The organism is Vibrio sp. Y2-5 (assembly GCF_014596725.1).
Classification (GTDB): Bacteria; Pseudomonadota; Gammaproteobacteria; order Enterobacterales; family Vibrionaceae; genus Vibrio.
Genome location: NZ_JACVEG010000002.1, coordinates 627,500 through 644,243, shown reverse-complemented (window position 1 = coordinate 644,243; position 16,744 = coordinate 627,500). Strand labels below are relative to the sequence as shown.

Annotated in this window: 14 protein-coding genes; 9 read left to right on the top strand and 5 right to left on the bottom strand. The window is 41.3% G+C overall.

Annotated features, from left to right (window positions below; genetic code table 11):
* Positions 1-149 precede the first annotated feature (149 nt).
* Both HUO09_RS08035 and HUO09_RS08030 read left to right on the top strand, forming a co-directional pair.
* Positions 150-1,421, top strand: a complete 1,272-nt coding sequence (locus tag HUO09_RS08035) for an anaerobic sulfatase maturase (RefSeq protein ID WP_188233601.1) — start codon at positions 150-152, stop codon at positions 1,419-1,421.
* 9 nt (positions 1,422-1,430) lie between these two features.
* Positions 1,431-3,815, top strand: coding sequence for an arylsulfatase (locus tag HUO09_RS08030; protein WP_188233600.1), 2,385 nt, complete (start codon positions 1,431-1,433; stop codon positions 3,813-3,815).
* A gap of 87 nt (positions 3,816-3,902) precedes the next feature.
* On the opposite strand, the gene HUO09_RS08025 is transcribed toward HUO09_RS08030, so the two are convergent.
* Complete coding sequence (locus HUO09_RS08025; protein WP_188233599.1) at positions 3,903-4,808, bottom strand: LysR family transcriptional regulator; 906 nt, start codon at positions 4,806-4,808, stop codon at positions 3,903-3,905.
* Between the two features lie 184 nt (positions 4,809-4,992).
* Between HUO09_RS08025 and HUO09_RS08020 the strand changes: the two genes are divergently transcribed.
* The 6 genes from HUO09_RS08020 to HUO09_RS07995 all read left to right on the top strand — a co-directional run bounded on the left by HUO09_RS08020 (position 4,993) and on the right by HUO09_RS07995 (position 11,353).
* Positions 4,993-5,283 (top strand): DUF1330 domain-containing protein, encoded by a 291-nt coding sequence (locus HUO09_RS08020; protein ID WP_188233598.1) that lies wholly within the window; start codon positions 4,993-4,995, stop codon positions 5,281-5,283.
* Positions 5,284-5,573: 290 nt separating this feature from the next.
* Entirely contained in the window at positions 5,574-5,882 is a 309-nt protein-coding gene (locus HUO09_RS08015; RefSeq protein WP_188233597.1) for an NIPSNAP family protein, read from the top strand.
* A 160-nt stretch (positions 5,883-6,042) separates the two neighbouring features.
* The gene (locus HUO09_RS08010; protein WP_188233596.1) at positions 6,043-7,233 is read left to right on the top strand and encodes a sugar efflux transporter; all 1,191 of its coding nucleotides are present in this window, start codon (positions 6,043-6,045) and stop codon (positions 7,231-7,233) included.
* A 75-nt stretch (positions 7,234-7,308) separates the two neighbouring features.
* Positions 7,309-8,052, top strand: a complete 744-nt coding sequence (locus tag HUO09_RS08005) for an NUDIX domain-containing protein (protein ID WP_188233595.1) — start codon at positions 7,309-7,311, stop codon at positions 8,050-8,052.
* 765 nt (positions 8,053-8,817) lie between these two features.
* The gene (gene poxB / locus HUO09_RS08000; RefSeq protein WP_188233594.1) at positions 8,818-10,542 is read left to right on the top strand and encodes a ubiquinone-dependent pyruvate dehydrogenase; all 1,725 of its coding nucleotides are present in this window, start codon (positions 8,818-8,820) and stop codon (positions 10,540-10,542) included.
* 442 nt (positions 10,543-10,984) lie between these two features.
* Positions 10,985-11,353 carry a hypothetical protein gene (locus HUO09_RS07995; RefSeq protein WP_188233593.1) on the top strand — a complete coding sequence of 123 codons (369 nt, stop codon included), beginning with the start codon at positions 10,985-10,987 and terminating at the stop codon, positions 11,351-11,353.
* A gap of 86 nt (positions 11,354-11,439) precedes the next feature.
* Here the strand turns inward: HUO09_RS07995 and HUO09_RS07990 are convergent, their stop codons facing one another.
* The 3 genes from HUO09_RS07990 to HUO09_RS07980 all read right to left on the bottom strand — a co-directional run bounded on the left by HUO09_RS07990 (position 11,440) and on the right by HUO09_RS07980 (position 14,586).
* Complete coding sequence (locus tag HUO09_RS07990) at positions 11,440-12,054, bottom strand: PolC-type DNA polymerase III (protein WP_188233592.1); 615 nt, start codon at positions 12,052-12,054, stop codon at positions 11,440-11,442.
* Between the two features lie 167 nt (positions 12,055-12,221).
* Positions 12,222-12,854 (bottom strand): hypothetical protein, encoded by a 633-nt coding sequence (locus tag HUO09_RS07985; protein ID WP_188233591.1) that lies wholly within the window; start codon positions 12,852-12,854, stop codon positions 12,222-12,224.
* The gene (locus tag HUO09_RS07980; RefSeq protein ID WP_188233590.1) at positions 12,847-14,586 is read right to left on the bottom strand and encodes a hypothetical protein; all 1,740 of its coding nucleotides are present in this window, start codon (positions 14,584-14,586) and stop codon (positions 12,847-12,849) included. Before HUO09_RS07980 ends, HUO09_RS07985 begins: the two co-directional genes overlap by 8 nt.
* A 270-nt stretch (positions 14,587-14,856) precedes the next feature.
* Here HUO09_RS07980 and HUO09_RS07975 point away from each other — a divergent pair, with 270 nt between their 5' ends.
* Positions 14,857-15,477, top strand: coding sequence for a hypothetical protein (locus HUO09_RS07975; RefSeq protein WP_188233589.1), 621 nt, complete (start codon positions 14,857-14,859; stop codon positions 15,475-15,477).
* Between the two features lie 227 nt (positions 15,478-15,704).
* Here the strand turns inward: HUO09_RS07975 and HUO09_RS07970 are convergent, their stop codons facing one another.
* Positions 15,705-16,736, bottom strand: a complete 1,032-nt coding sequence (locus HUO09_RS07970; protein WP_188233588.1) for a methionine synthase — start codon at positions 16,734-16,736, stop codon at positions 15,705-15,707.
* Between the last annotated feature and the right edge of the window lie 8 nt (positions 16,737-16,744).

The following is a 16,744-nucleotide window of genomic DNA, read 5'->3' as shown; positions in this document are numbered from 1 at the left end:
TTTGTTTTCTTTTCCGACAGCGAATAATGTACGTGTGAATGATGGTCATTTTACACACATTTCACACAATCGCTTTTGATTTAATTGGATAAACCTTCTATGTTTAACAACTATCTAATATCCTGAAATATAAGTAAATGAGAGCGGTTATGACCTTAGAAACAGTACCGTTAAGTCATATTGATTCACCAAAGTTACAACTCCCAAAATTAGACAACGATGTGTATCGCTTCCATGCAGTATCCAAACCATCGGCTTCGCGTTGCAATTTAGACTGCAGCTACTGTTTTTATTTGCACAAAGAATCTTTATTAGAGCAGCCATCTCATGCAGGTATGAGTGATGAAATGCTCGCTTTGTATATCCAACAATACATTGAAGCTCAAACAGGTGAAGAGGTTGTTTTCACATGGCAAGGCGGTGAACCTACTTTAATGGGGTTATCTTTTTTCGAAAAAGTTGTCGCCCTGCAAGACCAATTTAAAAAGCCTGATCAAGCCATACTCAATGACTTACAAACCAACGGTATTTTGCTTAACGAAAACTGGTGCCAGTTTCTTAAACAACATAATTTCTTAGTCGGCATCTCCATTGATGGTCCTAAACACCTTCACGACATTCACCGAGTCAATCGAGCGGGTAAGTCATCGTTTGACAAAGTGATGAATGCTATCGAATTGTTGAAAAAACATCAGATTACTTTCAATGCTCTTTGCGTAATCAATCAGGACAACGGAGCCTTCCCTCTTGAGGTGTATCGTTTTCTTCGCGACGAAGTTCAACCCCAAGTTATTCAGTTTATTCCTTGCGTTGAACCGAAGAACTTTACCAATGTCGCCCCTAATAAATGGAAAACCAAAGACCTGATCCAAATTGGTGATATTAGCCTTTCACCTGAAAACGAGAGTAGTTACCTCACTTCTTGGTCTGTTGGCTCAACTCAATGGGGGACATTCTTGACCACGATTTGGGATGAATGGATTCGACAGGATTTCGGTACTGTATTTATTGATCAGTTTGAAAATGTTATTTCGCAAATGTTTGGATTTGGCGCGCAAAAATGTGTTTCTGCCGAGTTCTGTGGTAAGGCAGTCGCAATTGAACATAATGGAGACGTTTTTTCCTGCGACCATTTTGTCTACCCCGAATACAAACTTGGCAATATTACTGAAGTGCATATGGGGGATCTTGTTTTCTCCAATAAACAACAAAATTTTGGTAAATCAAAAGCCAGCAACCTTCCTTCTGATTGCCGTCAGTGTTTTTTCCTCTCTCTTTGTTATGGCGAATGCCCTAAAAATCGCTTTACCAAAACATCACAAGGTGAAAGTGGACTAAATTATTTATGCTCTGGCTTAAAAAAATTCTACGCAAAAGTAGTGAATAGTCAGAGCTTACTGCAACAACGTCTGAGTGCTTAAGGAGTCTCAATGAAGACTAAAATTAAACCGATTGTGGCGATAACGAGCTTTCTGATTTCATCAGCAAGTTACGCTGAGCCAGCAAAAAACATCGACAGAACAGTATTACCTATTCAGCAGTCTGCCCAGTTTAATGGTAAAATTGGTACGACCTTCGATCAATCAAAGTCTGATTACCCACAACCTATTAAAGCTCCAGAAGGGGCACCCAACGTTGTTGTTATCTTGCTTGATGATTTAGGTTTTGGTCAAGCGGGTACCTTTGGTGGTTTGGTTCCAACACCGAATATCGACAAGCTAGCATCCCGCGGCGTGACTTATAATAACTTCCACACGACAGGTATCAGCTCGCCAACTCGCGCAGCATTGCTAACTGGCCGTAACCACCATCAAGTGGGTTTTGGTACCATCTCCGAGTTGTCAACAGGCTTCCCAGGATATAACTCAATTTGGCCTAAGTCGGTTGCAAGTATTGCAGAAGTGTTGAAAGACAATGGCTACAGCACCAGTGCTTTTGGTAAATGGCACAATACTCCTGACTGGGAAACTTCGTCAGCTGGCCCATTTGAGCAATGGCCAACGGGCTTAGGCTTTCAACATTTCTATGGTTTTCAAGGCGGTGAAACTAGCCAGTGGGAACCTCAGTTATTCAATGACACCACTCCTATTGAGCTAACCAAAAAACCTGAAGATGGGTACCAACTCAACGAAGATTTAGTCGATAAAGCGATTGCCTGGATTGACCAACAAAAATCGATGAACCCTGACAAACCTTATTTCACTTATTTCGCACCAGGTGCAGTACATGCGCCACTTCACGCCCCTAAAGAGTGGATTGAAAAATTCAAAGGTAAGTTTGATATGGGGTGGGATAAATACCGTGAAGAGGTATTTGCTCGCCAAAAAGCGATGGGAATGATTCCACAAAATACTAAGTTAACGCCAAGACCAAAAGAGATAGAAGCTTGGGATACCTTAAGTGCCGACCAGAAGAGACTGTATGCCCGTCATATGGAAGTCTTCGCCGCCTTCCTTGCTTACACTGACTACGAAGTGGGACGTCTGTTGGATAAGATTGAATCAATGCCAGACAGCGACAACACCATGATCATGTATATCGCTGGGGATAATGGATCGAGTGCAGAGGGTTCAATAACCGGTACTACCAATAACATGATGACGCAAAACGGTGTGCCCGATACCGTAGAAGATCAGTTGAAAGTTATTGACGAACTGGGTAGCGAATTGCATGAAAACCATTATCCAGTGGGCTGGGCATGGGCGGGTACCACTCCTTTCCAATGGATGAAGCGTGTACCTTCTCATTTTGGTGGAACACGTAACGGCCTCGTGGTTTCATGGCCTGCTAAAATTAAAAATACGGGTACTATTCAAAGTCAATTCCACCACGTGGTGGATATTACGCCTACGATTCTGCAAGCCGCAAACATACCAGCGCCAACTTCTGTTAACGGTGTGAAACAAAAACCGATGGCAGGCACCAGTATGATTTACACATTTAATCACCCAGAAGCTAAGTCACACCGCATGGTTCAATATTTTGAAACAGGTGGTCACCGTGCGATTTATAAAGATGGCTGGGTAGCGGCATCATTCCATGGTGTACCTTGGCAGCTAAGCAGTTCTCTGGGTTTCAAAGATTCGAAATGGGAACTGTATAACGTCAAAGAAGATTTCTCTGAAGCGGTCGATCTGTCGAAGAAAAATCCAGAAAAATTGAAAGAATTGATTAAAGAATTCGATAAACAAGCGAAAATTAATGAAGTGTACCCACTTGATGACCGCTTTACTGAGCGAGCGAGTACACCTGACCGTCCTTCTATCACCAGAGGTAAAACGCAGTTCAGCTATACAGCAAATGTTACTCGTGTTCCTGAAGGATCAGCGCCTAAATTCTATCAACGAGATCATAGGATCGATGCCTATGTTACCGTTGATAAAAACCAAAAAGCCGATGGTGTACTGATGGCAATTGGTGGTGGTTCTGGTGGCCTTTCTTTCTATGCGGACAATGGCAAATTGGTTTATGGCTATAACTTCTTTGGTAAGAGCTATTCGTCGATTAAATCTGATAGCAAAATTCCATCAGGAAAAGTGAAACTGTCTGCGGTTTACAAACAACAACCGTTCAGATTCCTGAAAGACTTGACTGGTGGTACGGTTGATCTTTACATCAACGATAAAAAGGTAGGTTCAGGTAAAGTAGAAAAAGCGGTTCCTGTGCGCTTTTCTGCAACTGAAACGCTGGATATCGGTGTTGATCTAGGAGCTCCAGTCATGCCTACTTATCGCAAGAAACTACCGTATCAATTTAACGGTGTCATTGAGAAAGTGGACGTAGAAACGGCGCCTACTCAGCCTATTATCAAATAGACCCGTAATTAAAAATGCCAACCAGACCGGTTGGCATTTTTATGCCTACTCGAACATGTTATCTGGGTGTTGAGTAGAAGATACTCTCTAAACGAAATAGGGATCGAGTATCCCTTCAAGCCATGTTTTAAAAAAACGAACTCGTTTCGATAGATTCCGCCGATGGGCAACTACTAAGGAGGCGGTAAGAGGTTCGGGACGCAGATTTGGTAACACCTCAACTAACCTACCCTTTTCAATTTGAGCCTTAAGAGCGGGTTGCCCTGCCTGAATTAGTCCAATTCCGGCCAGTCCGCATTCATGGTACGCTTGAACGTTGTTTACCTGTACCGCCCCCGGTAAATCAAGCAACTTATAACCGTCTTTGTCCGGATATTCCCAACCAACTTGTTCGCCACCAAAGACAGGGCTGTAATAAACCATTTTATGTCTCTGGGTTATGAGGTCACTTAGTGTGTGAGGTGTACCGTGCTTGAGCAAATAGTCAGGACTGCCAGCATTAATCATACGCAGTTGTCCTAACGGTATTGCCACTAGTGTCTCATCGACAACAGGCCCAAAACGAATGGCACAATCGAAGCCTTCACGTGCCAGATCCACTCGGCGATCGGTACAGGAAAGCTCCAGTTCAAGCCCGGGATTAGAAGAAAGTAGCTGAGGGAGAGCTGGAATTACAACACTTCGTGCCAGCTCTGTTGACATGTCGACTCTTAGCTTGCCCTCCAAACCAGATTCTTTGGTAACAAACATCATTTCTAATTCTTGAGCTTCGACTAAAAGATTTGCAGCGCGCTCATAGAATGCTTGACCATCCTCAGTCAATTTAACGCTACGAGTGGTACGGTGAAATAATGCCACCCCAAGTTCTTTTTCTAAATCGCGAACCACTACGGAGACTCGCCCCTTGGGGATACCTAGCATTTCCGCGGCGCGGGTAAAATTGGCCATTTCTGCCACTCGACAAAAAATAGTCAATATATTGAGATTCTTCATTGTTACCAAAAAACATAACGTTTAGTTATTTTTACAATACTTTATTCATAAAAAAAACACCAATATTCTAGCCTTATCTGTCATCTATAAATAGTTTTCACTGAGACGCATAGTAATGAAGAAACATATTTACACGTATCTCTTTTTATCGTTGTAAACACTCAAAACAGTTAGGAGAAATAGAATGCCTAAAGGATACCTTATTGCACATCTTACAGTCATTGACGCCGATTTATATGCAGAGTATGGCAAAGCAGCTGAAGAAGCAGTAAAACCATTCAACCCCAAAATTGTGGCTTGGACTGGACAATATGAAAACTTAGAAGGGGAGTCTCACCGACAGCATATGATTTTTGAGTTTTCCTCTTTTGCCGAAGCTAAGAGCTTTTATTACAGCGACAGTTATCAAACGGCCAAAAAGTTACGCGCCAAGGCGGCCACTGGCACTTTTGTACTTGTTGAAGGAAGCGAATGATTTCGGTGAATGATTACAGGATAATGTAATGCACCTTGGTGGCGGTTAGCACCATATGACGTAACATTTTAAGGAAGGCAACTCTTGGTAACAGGTGTTGCCTAACCGACACATCCAAGATACAACTCACTCCAAATTATCCAGATACGTTTCATTCGGCACTTTCTAACTCGAAACTGCCCCACTCGGTGTTACTAACTTCAATTGCTTAGCTTGAATTCCAGATTCTTTGACCAAACTTATCTAATACTCAGGATGTGAGTAGCCTATAAAAATAGAAGGAGATGCCAGTGATCACTTGTTACGTCAGATACGTTATTGACCCTAAGAAAATCCCTGAATTTGAACATTATGCACGTATGTGGATTCCACTCGTTGAACAGTTTGGTGGAATACATCATGGATATTTTTTACCGTCAGAAGGAGCGAATAATATTGCAATGGCGTTGTTTTCATTTCCATCCTTATCTGAATATGAAAAATACCGTCATGAATCAGCATCAGACGAAAACTGTAAAGCTGCATTCAAGTATGCAGAAGAAACGGATTGTGTAGTGAGTTATGAACGTAGCTTTTTCCGTCCAATTCTTACTGAGTGATTCTTGTGCCAGCCAACAGTGAGCAGGCTCTTTTATGCACCAAAATGTTTCAGTTTTGACTTATTGCAGTTCTAAAAAATCAATGTTTGACCAAAAAAATTAAATGCTTTAGCGTGTTAATTGCAATAGAGAGTAGGAAACATTTAGTAAAGGATAGTATGTGAAAGATTTAATATCAGGGGTGTCAGGAAAGTTATTCATTATAAACAGCCTAACGGCAACAGCATATGCATTTATATTGCCAGTTATGAGTGTTTATTTAGTCAATGGGATTGGTGCTAGCCCTGATTTTATCGCCTACTATAGTGTTAGTTTCGCAATATCTGGAATGGTTTTTAGCCAGTTATTTGGAGCTTTATCTGATAGAGGGGTGAATGACCGCTGGCTTTTTATACTATCAGTTATCTGTATCGCTTCATCTGCTGTTTGTTTTTCGTATGTAACGCACCCATGGCAAGCTCTGGTAATAGGAGTCGTACTCATGGGACCTGGAAATGCCTGTATTCCATTGATATTGTCTATGATTAAGCGCTTCGCAGAACAATCAGGAAAAAATGTGACTAAGCTTAATACACAGATGCGTTCTGGTGTATCTGTTGTATGGATTATTGGTCCAGCCTTGGCCTTCGTTATTGCAGATTTTTGGGGTTATCAAGCAAACTTTGCCATCGTAACTATATTAGCCGTGTTGGTTATTTTACTTTCCTTAATATATCTTCCAGCTTTCAATTCCAATAACTTGGAAATTCCAAAGGAAGCCAACACTGCTTCTGGTAAGTTACATACCTTAGCTTTTTTTCTTGGGGGGATAATCCTTTTCGGTAACTTAGCTAACCATGTATATATTACCGCAATGCCTTTATATCTTACTCAAGAGGTAGGGATCCCAATGTATTTCCCTGGCCTTCTTCTTGGTGTCACAGCGGCATTTGAGATACCAGTGATGTTGATCGCAGGCTCATTATGTGACAAATACGGAAAGTACCGTTTGATGAGTTTTGCATTTATATGTGCAATTACTTACTACGCACTATTACAAGTAATAACTTCGATGAGCGGCTTGATATTAATTCAGGTATTTAATGGCCTATTTTATGGAATTTTTGTCGGTTTAGGTATCACCATCATTCAAGACATGTTCCCTAAGAATGGTGGATTTGCATCTGCTTACTACACGAATGTTATGAGAATTGGGATGATGGCTGGAACATCTCTTGTTGGTGTTATCGCTGAGTATATAGATTTCAAAGTAGCATTGTCTTCCTCTTTGGTAGCAACCAGTGTTGCATTGTGTTTAATGACGTATGTGACTAAGAAATCTAACTCAACAGTTAAAGTTTATGTTTCATAAAGAACAATTTCGAACATCCATGCCTGAGTTAGAGTATCGTGGTTAGGGCTGTAATACATTCAGAGAGAGGGAATCGTGAAATTCGAGAATGATAAATTTAATGGCATTATTATAAACATAGAAGATGTCCCTTCCGACATTGATACATTCAAAATGGCATTATCAAACATTGTGTCATTTGCACAGTCTGAGAGTAAGAACTTAGTCTGGCTAACGCTGCCTATTGGTTTGTCCCATCTAGTGCCTAAAGCTACAGAGCTAGGATTTGTTTTTCATAACTGTCTTGAGCACGAATTAACGCTTATTCTTAAAGCTCAATCTACGACTTTTATTCCTTTTATTCCAACACATTCGCTTGGAGCTGGTGCAATCGTTAAAAATAGTCGAGGTCAACTCTTAGTGATCAAGGAGCATGGTATGAATGGTTACAAGCTGCCTGGTGGACACATAGAACTCGGTGAAAAAATAGAGACAGCGATCATTCGAGAGGTTCTTGAAGAAACAGGAGTTGATACTGAATTTGGTTCAATCCTGGGACTCACAACTAGGCACCCATTTCAATTTGGCAAGACGAATATGTATTTGATTTGTCGGTTACAAGCTGTTTCTGAATACATTAACATTCGTGATACAGATGAAATTGCCGAAGCAAAGTGGCTTTCTATCTCTGAGTTCTTGAATGATGAGGGTAATGCCAGCTTTAATCGACAGATGGTTGAGGCATTACACAATGTGGATGGTCTGGCAGCATTTGAGCCAGTAAACAACATTGGTCTTTATAAAAAACATGAAACGTTTTTTGCCAAAAGAAATAGTTAAAAGTTATTTTGAGGTGCTTCTCTGAATTTCATAAGCGTTAAATATGTGTAATGCCGATGTTTGTTTTAAGGGTTACAAAATAAGATACAGAGGTTTCGAGATATTTTTCCTAATGTGACCGACGTACTTTAGAACATCAGTTCTAAAACGTTTATGTCCATAAATGCGCCAGCGCCGATCACGGCAGCCCCATTGCAACTTTCGAGCGATTAGTTCGTTTAGTGACAGGACAGTAATTTAACTTACTTCCTCTCACCTCTATAACTTTGCCGCTTACCCAGCAACTGCTTCACACGATACACGGCTGTTTCAGTGAGTGAGAGATAACCATACCGCTTTAATGTCCCTACCATATTCCTACACAATGTATTTTTACGAGCGTATTTTTGAGGAGAAGACTCTTTAATTTTTTCTTTACTACCCTCAAAGGTGATACCACCGGGTTTTAGTCACACCCATAAATGCTACCGCTTAAACACTGTTTCCGTAAGCGTCTGTCGGACGGATATCTACAGGAAAACGACCAATCTTCTAGATATCTTTTAATTTCTATATTCGAATTCTCTTATCTATTTTTTAATAATTTTCGTTCTATATTCTCCAATTGTATAAAAACTTTAGTTATATAAAAAAATATTGTAAAAATTCAAAAAATGTATATTGAACAAGTTTCGTAGTGAGAGGAAGATAAGAAAAGACGTCAAGCTTATCTTGCAACGTTAGTTACGCTCAAATAATTACAACTCAAAAAATTGGAGAAGCCTCATGAGCACAACCATAGCAGCCTTCGTAACAGAAACGCTTCGCCAAGCAGGCGTTGAACGGATCTGGGGAGTCACTGGTGATTCACTCAACGGAATTAGTGACAGCTTAAGAAAAATTGACGAAATTGAGTGGATGGGCACTCGTCACGAAGAGGTGGCGGCATTTGCTGCAGGAGCAGAAGCGCACATAACCGGCAAACTGGCAGTTTGTGCTGGTTCATGTGGTCCGGGTAACTTGCACCTGATTAATGGTCTGTTCGATTGTCATCGCAATAAAGTTCCCGTGTTAGCCATCGCCGCGCACATTCCTTCCACTGAAATTGGTTCAAATTATTTTCAGGAAACCCATCCACAAGAACTATTCCAGGAATGCAGTGTTTTTTGTGAATTGGTTTCCAGCCCAGAGCAGATGCCATACATCCTTGAAACTGCGATGCGTCAGGCTATTCTGCATAATGACGTTGCGGTATTAGTTCTGCCGGGTGATATCGCACTTAAATCCATGCCAGAAGGCATTCAACCTAAATGGCAGGTCCCACAGACTGCGTTTTATGCACCACAAGCAACAGATATCGAACGACTTGCAGAAGAACTGAATGGCAGTAAGAAAGTCACCCTACTTTGTGGTGCTGGTGTGAAAGGTGCTCACGATGAGGTCATTGAACTGGCAAAAGTTCTTCAGGCCCCTATTGTTCACGCTCTGCGTGGTAAAGAACACATCGAATATGAGAATCCATATGATGTGGGAATGACCGGTCTTATCGGATTTGCTTCTGGCTACCATGCCATGCGTGAAGCCGATACCTTATTGATCATTGGTTCAAGCTTCCCATACCGTGCTTTCTATCCGGAAAAAGCAAAAATCCTGCAAATCGATAATAACCCTGCATCGTTAGGTCGCCATGCACATATTGATATCGGCATTCTGGGTGATACGAAAAGTACCATTGCGTCTCTGTTACCGTTAATCGACAGTAAGCGTTCATCCAAACACCTGGAAAGTTGCCAGAAAAGCTATACCTCTGCCCGTAAAGACTTAGACGCTCTGGCAACAGGTAAAACCTCACATGGATTGATCCACCCTCAATATTTGGCACGTTTGATTAGCGAGCAAGCCAAAGAAGATGCCGTATTTACCTGTGATGTTGGTACTCCAACTGTCTGGGCTGCCCGTTATCTGAAAATGAATGGTAAACGTAAACTTATCGGTTCATTTAATCATGGTTCAATGGCTAATGCGATGTCGCAGGCAATGGGAGCGCAAGCTATAAATCGTGACCGTCAGGTTATCGCGATGTGTGGTGATGGTGGTTTTTCAATGTTGATGGGCGATTTGTTATCTCTAAACCAGTTAAATCTTCCAGTTAAAATAGTGGTATTTAACAACCGTTCGTTAGGTTTTGTCGCTATGGAAATGAAAGCGGGTGGCTATCTGTCTGATGATACAGATTTAGAAAACCCAAGCTTTGCTAGTATTGCGGAAGCCTGTGGTATTAAAGGCATTCATGTATCGGATCCTCAAGAATTACCTGGGGCACTGACGGAAACCCTTGAATATCCAGGAGCAGTTGTACTGGAAGTCGACACAGCCAAGCAAGAACTGGCTATGCCACCACAAATTAAAGTAGAACATGCAAAAGGCTTTAGCCTGTATATGATGAAAGCTATTATTAATGGCCGTGGTGACGAACTGATTGAACTGAGTAAAACCAACTGGTTACGCTAAACTCATTACAAAACAGTCGGTAAGAATAAAAAGCAGCTGGTTGTACAGCTGTTTTTTTATTTCTGAAAGTGACAAGCTATCAGTTAACCAACAAATGTTGGTGCAATAATGCGAGTAGTAACAACACTTCATAGATACATTATCTCGGCACACGTTACAGCCGCACAGTTATGTTTCAGGCTGATACCAATAAAGCACATGAACGTATTAATTTTGTAGAACTGGGCGATCTGTCCATTTATCTTTTAGCTCACCACAAATAGGCTTATTACTAGCAAGCCTTTAAACCATGTTTTTAGAGTTCGCTGAATAGCTAGAGTAGACTCTCCTGTGCCCTACCCTAAACTAGCTGAGCCAATTCACACCTCAATGCCTATTAAGATAGTAATTTGCTAGAAAACACGCATAATCTCGCTATACAACACTCAGAGAAGAATTACCTATGACTGATTTTCAATATTACTTTCATCCACTCCCTTGTTTTAACTGTAAAAAAACCACAGTGAGCACAGATCTAGGTTGGTTAACGCCTGCGATGAAAGAGGATGTTTTAGCGCAAGTGGCTGTAATCATCGAACAAGGCGACGTTGAACCAGACCTTTCTGTGAACGTGACTTGTACTAAAGACGAAGCTCGTGATTACTTATTGCTGAACTTCTACGGCTACTCAGAAGAAGAGCTGGAAAATCAAGTTGAAGCGGAAGATGAGAAAGAAGTTGCGGACGAAATAGCAGAGCTATCGGAAGAAAATACCGTTGTCTTTGAACACGAAATAGCACTACAAAGTTGTACTGATTGCGACGTTGAATAGTCAAAATTAGTGTAATCTTAAACCAATAATAAAGGCGTTAGCAGGTGTGAATTTGCTAACGCCTTTTTGCTCTCTGCGGATTTTAACTAAACACGACTTCTGGCCAGTAACAGGTTCACTTTTCCTTTTGCTGTTTTACTAACGGTTTGCATAAACTCGAAGCTTGGCTTTACGATTCCAGCTTGCTCTAGGTCTTCAACCATTCTAAGCCAGAGGTTAGCTGTCATCTGTGCATCGGCTAAGGCTCGGTGGAACACGCCGTTGTTTTCGATGTTTTTGTAGCGAACAAGCTCGCCAAGTTTGTGGGACGGCGCATCTGGAATCAGTCGTCTTGCCACAAGTAAAGAGCAAGCAAACTCCCCCGAATAACCGCAATTGATTCTCTCAAGTTCTGCGTCTAGAAAACGTTTATCGAACGAAGCGTTATGTGCTATCAGGTTCTCATCGGCAATAAATTCACTGAATGATGACATCACCTCGTCGCAGCTTGGTGCTGTACGCAACATGTTGTTAGTGATGCCAGTGTAACTCTCAATGAATGAACTGACTCTAAAGCCGGGATTCATGAGTTGCTGAAAACTATCAACTATCTCACCATCGACTAGCTTAACCGCACCTATCTCTATTGCACGATCACCAAGATTAGGCGAAAGGCCAGTGGTTTCAAAGTCGAGTACGACCACAGAATTGGCTTGGGGCATGAGGTTTTCCGGCTAAAAAATTTGTACAAGAGTATCTTCGAAAGCGATAGAAAAAGAAAGGCGACGAGTTTAATGCAATAAAAAAGGTTACCGCATCTATGTCAGGTAACCTTTCATTTCGCAATGATGAAATGTCGCCATTTCCCTAAGGTCTATTGATTATAATCTTAACGCTTTAAAGAATAGTGAAAATGCTGCCCTTCCGAATTTAAGTTGACCACATCTCGAATGGTTTTATATCCACGTTTAGATATTTCGATATCATAGCCCTCTTCTTTAAAAGGAAGTTTCATCCCGTATCGATACTTAGGTCTGATATTCATTACCCTAATCGTCGCATTCTTCGGAGTAGTGGTAATGTTGAATTCAAACAGCATGTTGCGTGCATAGAATTTGGGGACGGTGAGTTCTTGAGAATGACCTTCTTTAATCACTACTTTTCCTTTGTAGTACATCAAGTTTCTGTCTGAAGGAGTAACAAATACCGTGTGCTGGCCTACGGGTAAAGAGGCATCACCAAAGAGTCTGATACTTCGTTGCGTTCCGTATAATGAGATCCATGCATTTCTATGTTCTTGCTCAGGCTTGTAATTCAATCTGCCTTTGTGCGGCTTATTGGTTACAAGTTTGTATTTTTTAGCTTCTTCTAGTTCTTGAAGCTGTTTGAGACCGGGTAAGCTTGCTATTTGCGACCCGACCTCACCATAAATCCCTTCTTTCAAAATGTCATATAGCTTCGACTCAGCTTTAACAGGTAGAGCTATCATCAATAAAGCAAAGGTGGAGACAAATCTAATCACTGAACACCTCCACTCCAAGGCCTGAAACATACTCGCCAAGTTCAGGGAACAACTCAGCTAACTCATCCAAAATAAATAAAGTCATTTCTGGGTCTACGTCATTGTCGATAATGGAGAAGGCCAACGCGTCTATCTCGTCCTTATATTTTTCATAGATTTTCTGAGTCAATATTGATGCCGCCTCATACTGTGTCTCGGACTTAATCTCATCTCTAAGCGCATCCTCAAGTTCTTTGAGTAGCTTCTTCGTTTCGTTGGCCTTGGCTTTGTACTTGTGGTATTTCGCCTTATCAATTGCAGCGGAAATGTCCTTTTTAGCAGGCTTACCCTGTATCTGTGATACCAGTGATGAGATGTTGGTTCGCGCAATTGAGGTGAAATATTTTTCGCGAGCGTCCAGTAAGCTCTCCCCCTCAAATGATTTTACGCTAGGGAAGGCATAGTCGGCGATACCTGGATCGGGAATGCTCCTAATATCACCGCAATCTACAACCTCTCCTTTTATCATTAATTTCCAATGCGCCTTAACGCCAAAGTAAAATGCTGAAATAGGAGTCCTTGAAACTTTCTTACCATTAAACACTTTGGTTAGTTGGCTCTTACTATCTTCAAATCTGTAACCAACAGGATAGGGAGCATCAGAGAGATCTTTAAATTCATCACTCTCGAGTGAGCATACGTATTGAACATGAAGTACGGCTTGCTGTTTAGTTATTGTATCAGTCAAAGCGTCAGATTCTTTGACTGCAAGGTAATCTTCACCCACCACCAATTTTGCTAGTGATTGTACTTGGCGAAAGGTTTCACGTGAGAATATTTGCAAAGCACTTGTTGGAAATATATATAAGTTTTCTCGAGCGGTTCTTAGAACAATATCTAGCTTAGTATCTGTATTTGTTCCGTCTGCTTTTTTCTGTGCATCGCGCTTGGCTATCTCTAATAGTTGCTTTTCAAACTCTTCTGGATATACCGCTCCATATTTCATTACCACGGACTCATTCTCACCACGAGTCAGGTGTTCTGCGACAACATATAAAGTAGATAAACCCGCTTCCTTAACCTTCTGTAAGCCCGAAAAAATAGCAGGATCAATACCTCGCGCTTTAATCGCTTTGGTGACTATGGCAAGCTTTTGAGCGCTAACAACATCGAGTCGTTTGCGTCTCTCTTCAGATTCGCGCAACAGCTTAAAAGAATGAAGTTTTCGTACTTTGTTGGCCTCTGCCCACTCTTCAAACTCAAGATAGGACTTCTTTTGATCTGCCTCCAACGCCTCGGCCCATTTGCCGTCGAGTTTTAGACTTCTGGTAAACCAAGATGTCAAAAGCAGAAAAATCAGCATACCACCAAAATAATTTACCCAAATTTGAGGGTCAGTTACATATGGATGCTTTTCCCGCAGAGCTTTTCTGTCAGACTCATGCACCTTGTAGATATCAGCAAAGTTATATGTATAGAATCTGGGAGCATGGAGGGCGGGTATCAAACGGTTCTCAGAATAACCAAAGAGGACTTGCGTCGAACCATTGTTAATCTTGTAGGCAGCTTCGACATGGATTTGGTTTTGAGGAATGCCAAATCCTTTAATAATTATCCAGATGATACTCATGGTTAATGAGTATCCAAGCAATCTTCGACATTTTATTGTTTTTGTCTTTTCGGGGTTGTCTTTAGTCTTTTGCCTTAAAACTAGCCACACCAAGGCCAATGCTAATAAGATAAGTTTGAGCATATAACAATCCTATGTCCATCGCTTAAATTTCGCCAAGCTTGCTCCTTTTCAATGGCTTAGCGAACCACATGAAGACACATTTAACATATTTATATTACGTAAAAAAGACTTTTGGCTCATTTAACCAATTGATTAACTGATACTTTTAGCTTGATCAAGTTACGAGAAAAGTGACTCTTGCCTCTTCTCTTTGACAAAGTAATATGGCCAATATATAGATTACGTTTCAAAAGTAAGCCGTTATCATGTTCATTCAAACAGGGGTAAAGAATGTTTGAACCAACCGAATCTGTCGCTGATGAGTTACACATAGCCATCTCTTTACCAAATACAGTTGCCTTAGAAAATGGGTATTCGATTGCGACAAATGATCTTACAGAGTCGATATTATCTGACATCCCTTTTGACGCCCTATTTGTATCTGGTCTTTCTCCTAAACAAAGCTCCGAATTATCGAAAATTTGTCTATTGCATCATGTTGAGTTTGTAGTATTCGATAACCCTAATAATGATTCAACAGCCATCAGAGATGTTGTCATTAATTTAACCAACAAATTATTGTCAAAAGAAATGCCAAATAATCTGGACTTAGCCGATATTCGTAATTTGAATCAATCATCAGACTACTTATTTGCTTTTAATAGCGAAGATGCCGCATTCAATTTCATGAGGTACCAGCAATTAGGCGTTGTGGTTGGTGGTATTTATCTCGCTCATGGAGATGTAGGCTTAGGTGAATATGAATCGACGAATAACGCATTGCTGCGTTACTTCTCCGAGAAGGCTATTTTGTGTTCTAGTTTTCTCTCAGTTGGGCTTTCCGATTGCACAATCCTTCTCGGAATAAAAAGCCATTCAGAACAAACAATAATCACAGCTAAAAAACAATAAATCGCTTTGGTTTCATAATCACTGCCTATTTATTGTTGTAACTTTGATCCTAAATATATTCACCAAATCGATAAATATTATACTTCTTCAGAATGTCACCTACGTCATTGCTAGATACACGGTGATATTCAGCAAGTAATTAGCTTATGTATCTAGGTTCTAGAAGGTTACCGATTCAATAACCGATAACCTTTCGAGTTGACTTAATTCGAAGTGACTAAGCGTTGTTATTTCGCTAAAAGCTCGTTTCTTACAATCTCAGCACCGGCGCTGAGTGCGCTGAGTTTTTCACGTGCGATTTCACGAGGTAGCGGAGCCATACCGCAGTTTGTACATGGGTAAAGCTTATCGGCATCAACATATTTCAGCGCTTCACGCAGCGTTGCTGCAACAGCTTCAGGTGTTTCAATACTGTTGGTTGCTACATCAATGGCACCAACCATCACTTTTTTACCACGCACCAGTTCAAGCAGTTCCATTGGTACATGTGAGTTATGACACTCTAGAGAGATGATGTCGATATTCGATTTCTGCAGTTTAGGGAATACTTCTTCGTATTGACGCCATTCGCTGCCCAGAGTCTTTTTCCAATCGGTATTGGCTTTGATTCCATAGCCATAACAAATGTGCACGGCGGTTTCGCATTTCAGACCTTCGATTGCACGTTCCAGCGCCTCTATACCCCAATCGTTGACTTCATCAAAGAAGACGTTGAATGCTGGTTCATCAAACTGAATGATGTCTACACCTGCCGCTTCAAGTTCTTTTGCTTCTTCATTAAGGATTTTAGCGAACTCAAGCGCTAACTCTTTGCGAGATTTATAGTGTGCATCGTACAGCGTATCAACCATGGTCATTGGCCCTGGAAGTGCCCATTTAATTGGCTTGTCTGTCTGTGAACGCAGGAATTTTGCATCTTCAACAAACACGGCTTTTTGTCGTGAAACGGGACCCACAACGCTTGGTACGCTAGCTTCGTAACGGTCACGGATTTTCACTGTCTGGCGGTTTTCAAAATCAACACCGTTTAAGTTTTCAATAAAAGTGGTCACAAAGTGCTGACGAGTCTGTTCGCCGTCGCTCACAATGTCGGTACCTGCAAGCAACTGCTCCTGTAATGCTACGCGCAGTGCATCGTGTTTACCGTCAATCAGCTCTTGTCCTTCTAGTTTCCAAGGAGACCAAAGTACTTCTGGTTGAGCTAGCCAAATAGGTTTTGGCAGGCTACCTGCCGTCGATGTTGGGAATAATTTTGTCATGATGCTGG

Excerpts from the sequence above, each read along its gene's own strand:
- HUO09_RS08035 (WP_188233601.1), top strand. The coding sequence starts at position 150 with ATGACCTTAGAAACAGTACCGTTAAGTCATATTGATTCACCAAAGTTA.
- HUO09_RS08030 (WP_188233600.1), top strand. The coding sequence starts at position 1,431 with ATGAAGACTAAAATTAAACCGATTGTGGCGATAACGAGCTTTCTGATT.
- HUO09_RS08025 (WP_188233599.1), bottom strand. The coding sequence starts at position 4,808 with ATGAAGAATCTCAATATATTGACTATTTTTTGTCGAGTGGCAGAAATG.
- HUO09_RS08020 (WP_188233598.1), top strand. The coding sequence starts at position 4,993 with ATGCCTAAAGGATACCTTATTGCACATCTTACAGTCATTGACGCCGAT.
- poxB (WP_188233594.1), top strand. The coding sequence starts at position 8,818 with ATGAGCACAACCATAGCAGCCTTCGTAACAGAAACGCTTCGCCAAGCA.
- HUO09_RS07995 (WP_188233593.1), top strand. The coding sequence starts at position 10,985 with ATGACTGATTTTCAATATTACTTTCATCCACTCCCTTGTTTTAACTGT.
- HUO09_RS07990 (WP_188233592.1), bottom strand. The coding sequence starts at position 12,054 with ATGCCCCAAGCCAATTCTGTGGTCGTACTCGACTTTGAAACCACTGGC.
- HUO09_RS07980 (WP_188233590.1), bottom strand. The coding sequence starts at position 14,586 with ATGCTCAAACTTATCTTATTAGCATTGGCCTTGGTGTGGCTAGTTTTA.
- HUO09_RS07975 (WP_188233589.1), top strand. The coding sequence starts at position 14,857 with ATGTTTGAACCAACCGAATCTGTCGCTGATGAGTTACACATAGCCATC.
- HUO09_RS07970 (WP_188233588.1), bottom strand. The coding sequence starts at position 16,736 with ATGACAAAATTATTCCCAACATCGACGGCAGGTAGCCTGCCAAAACCT.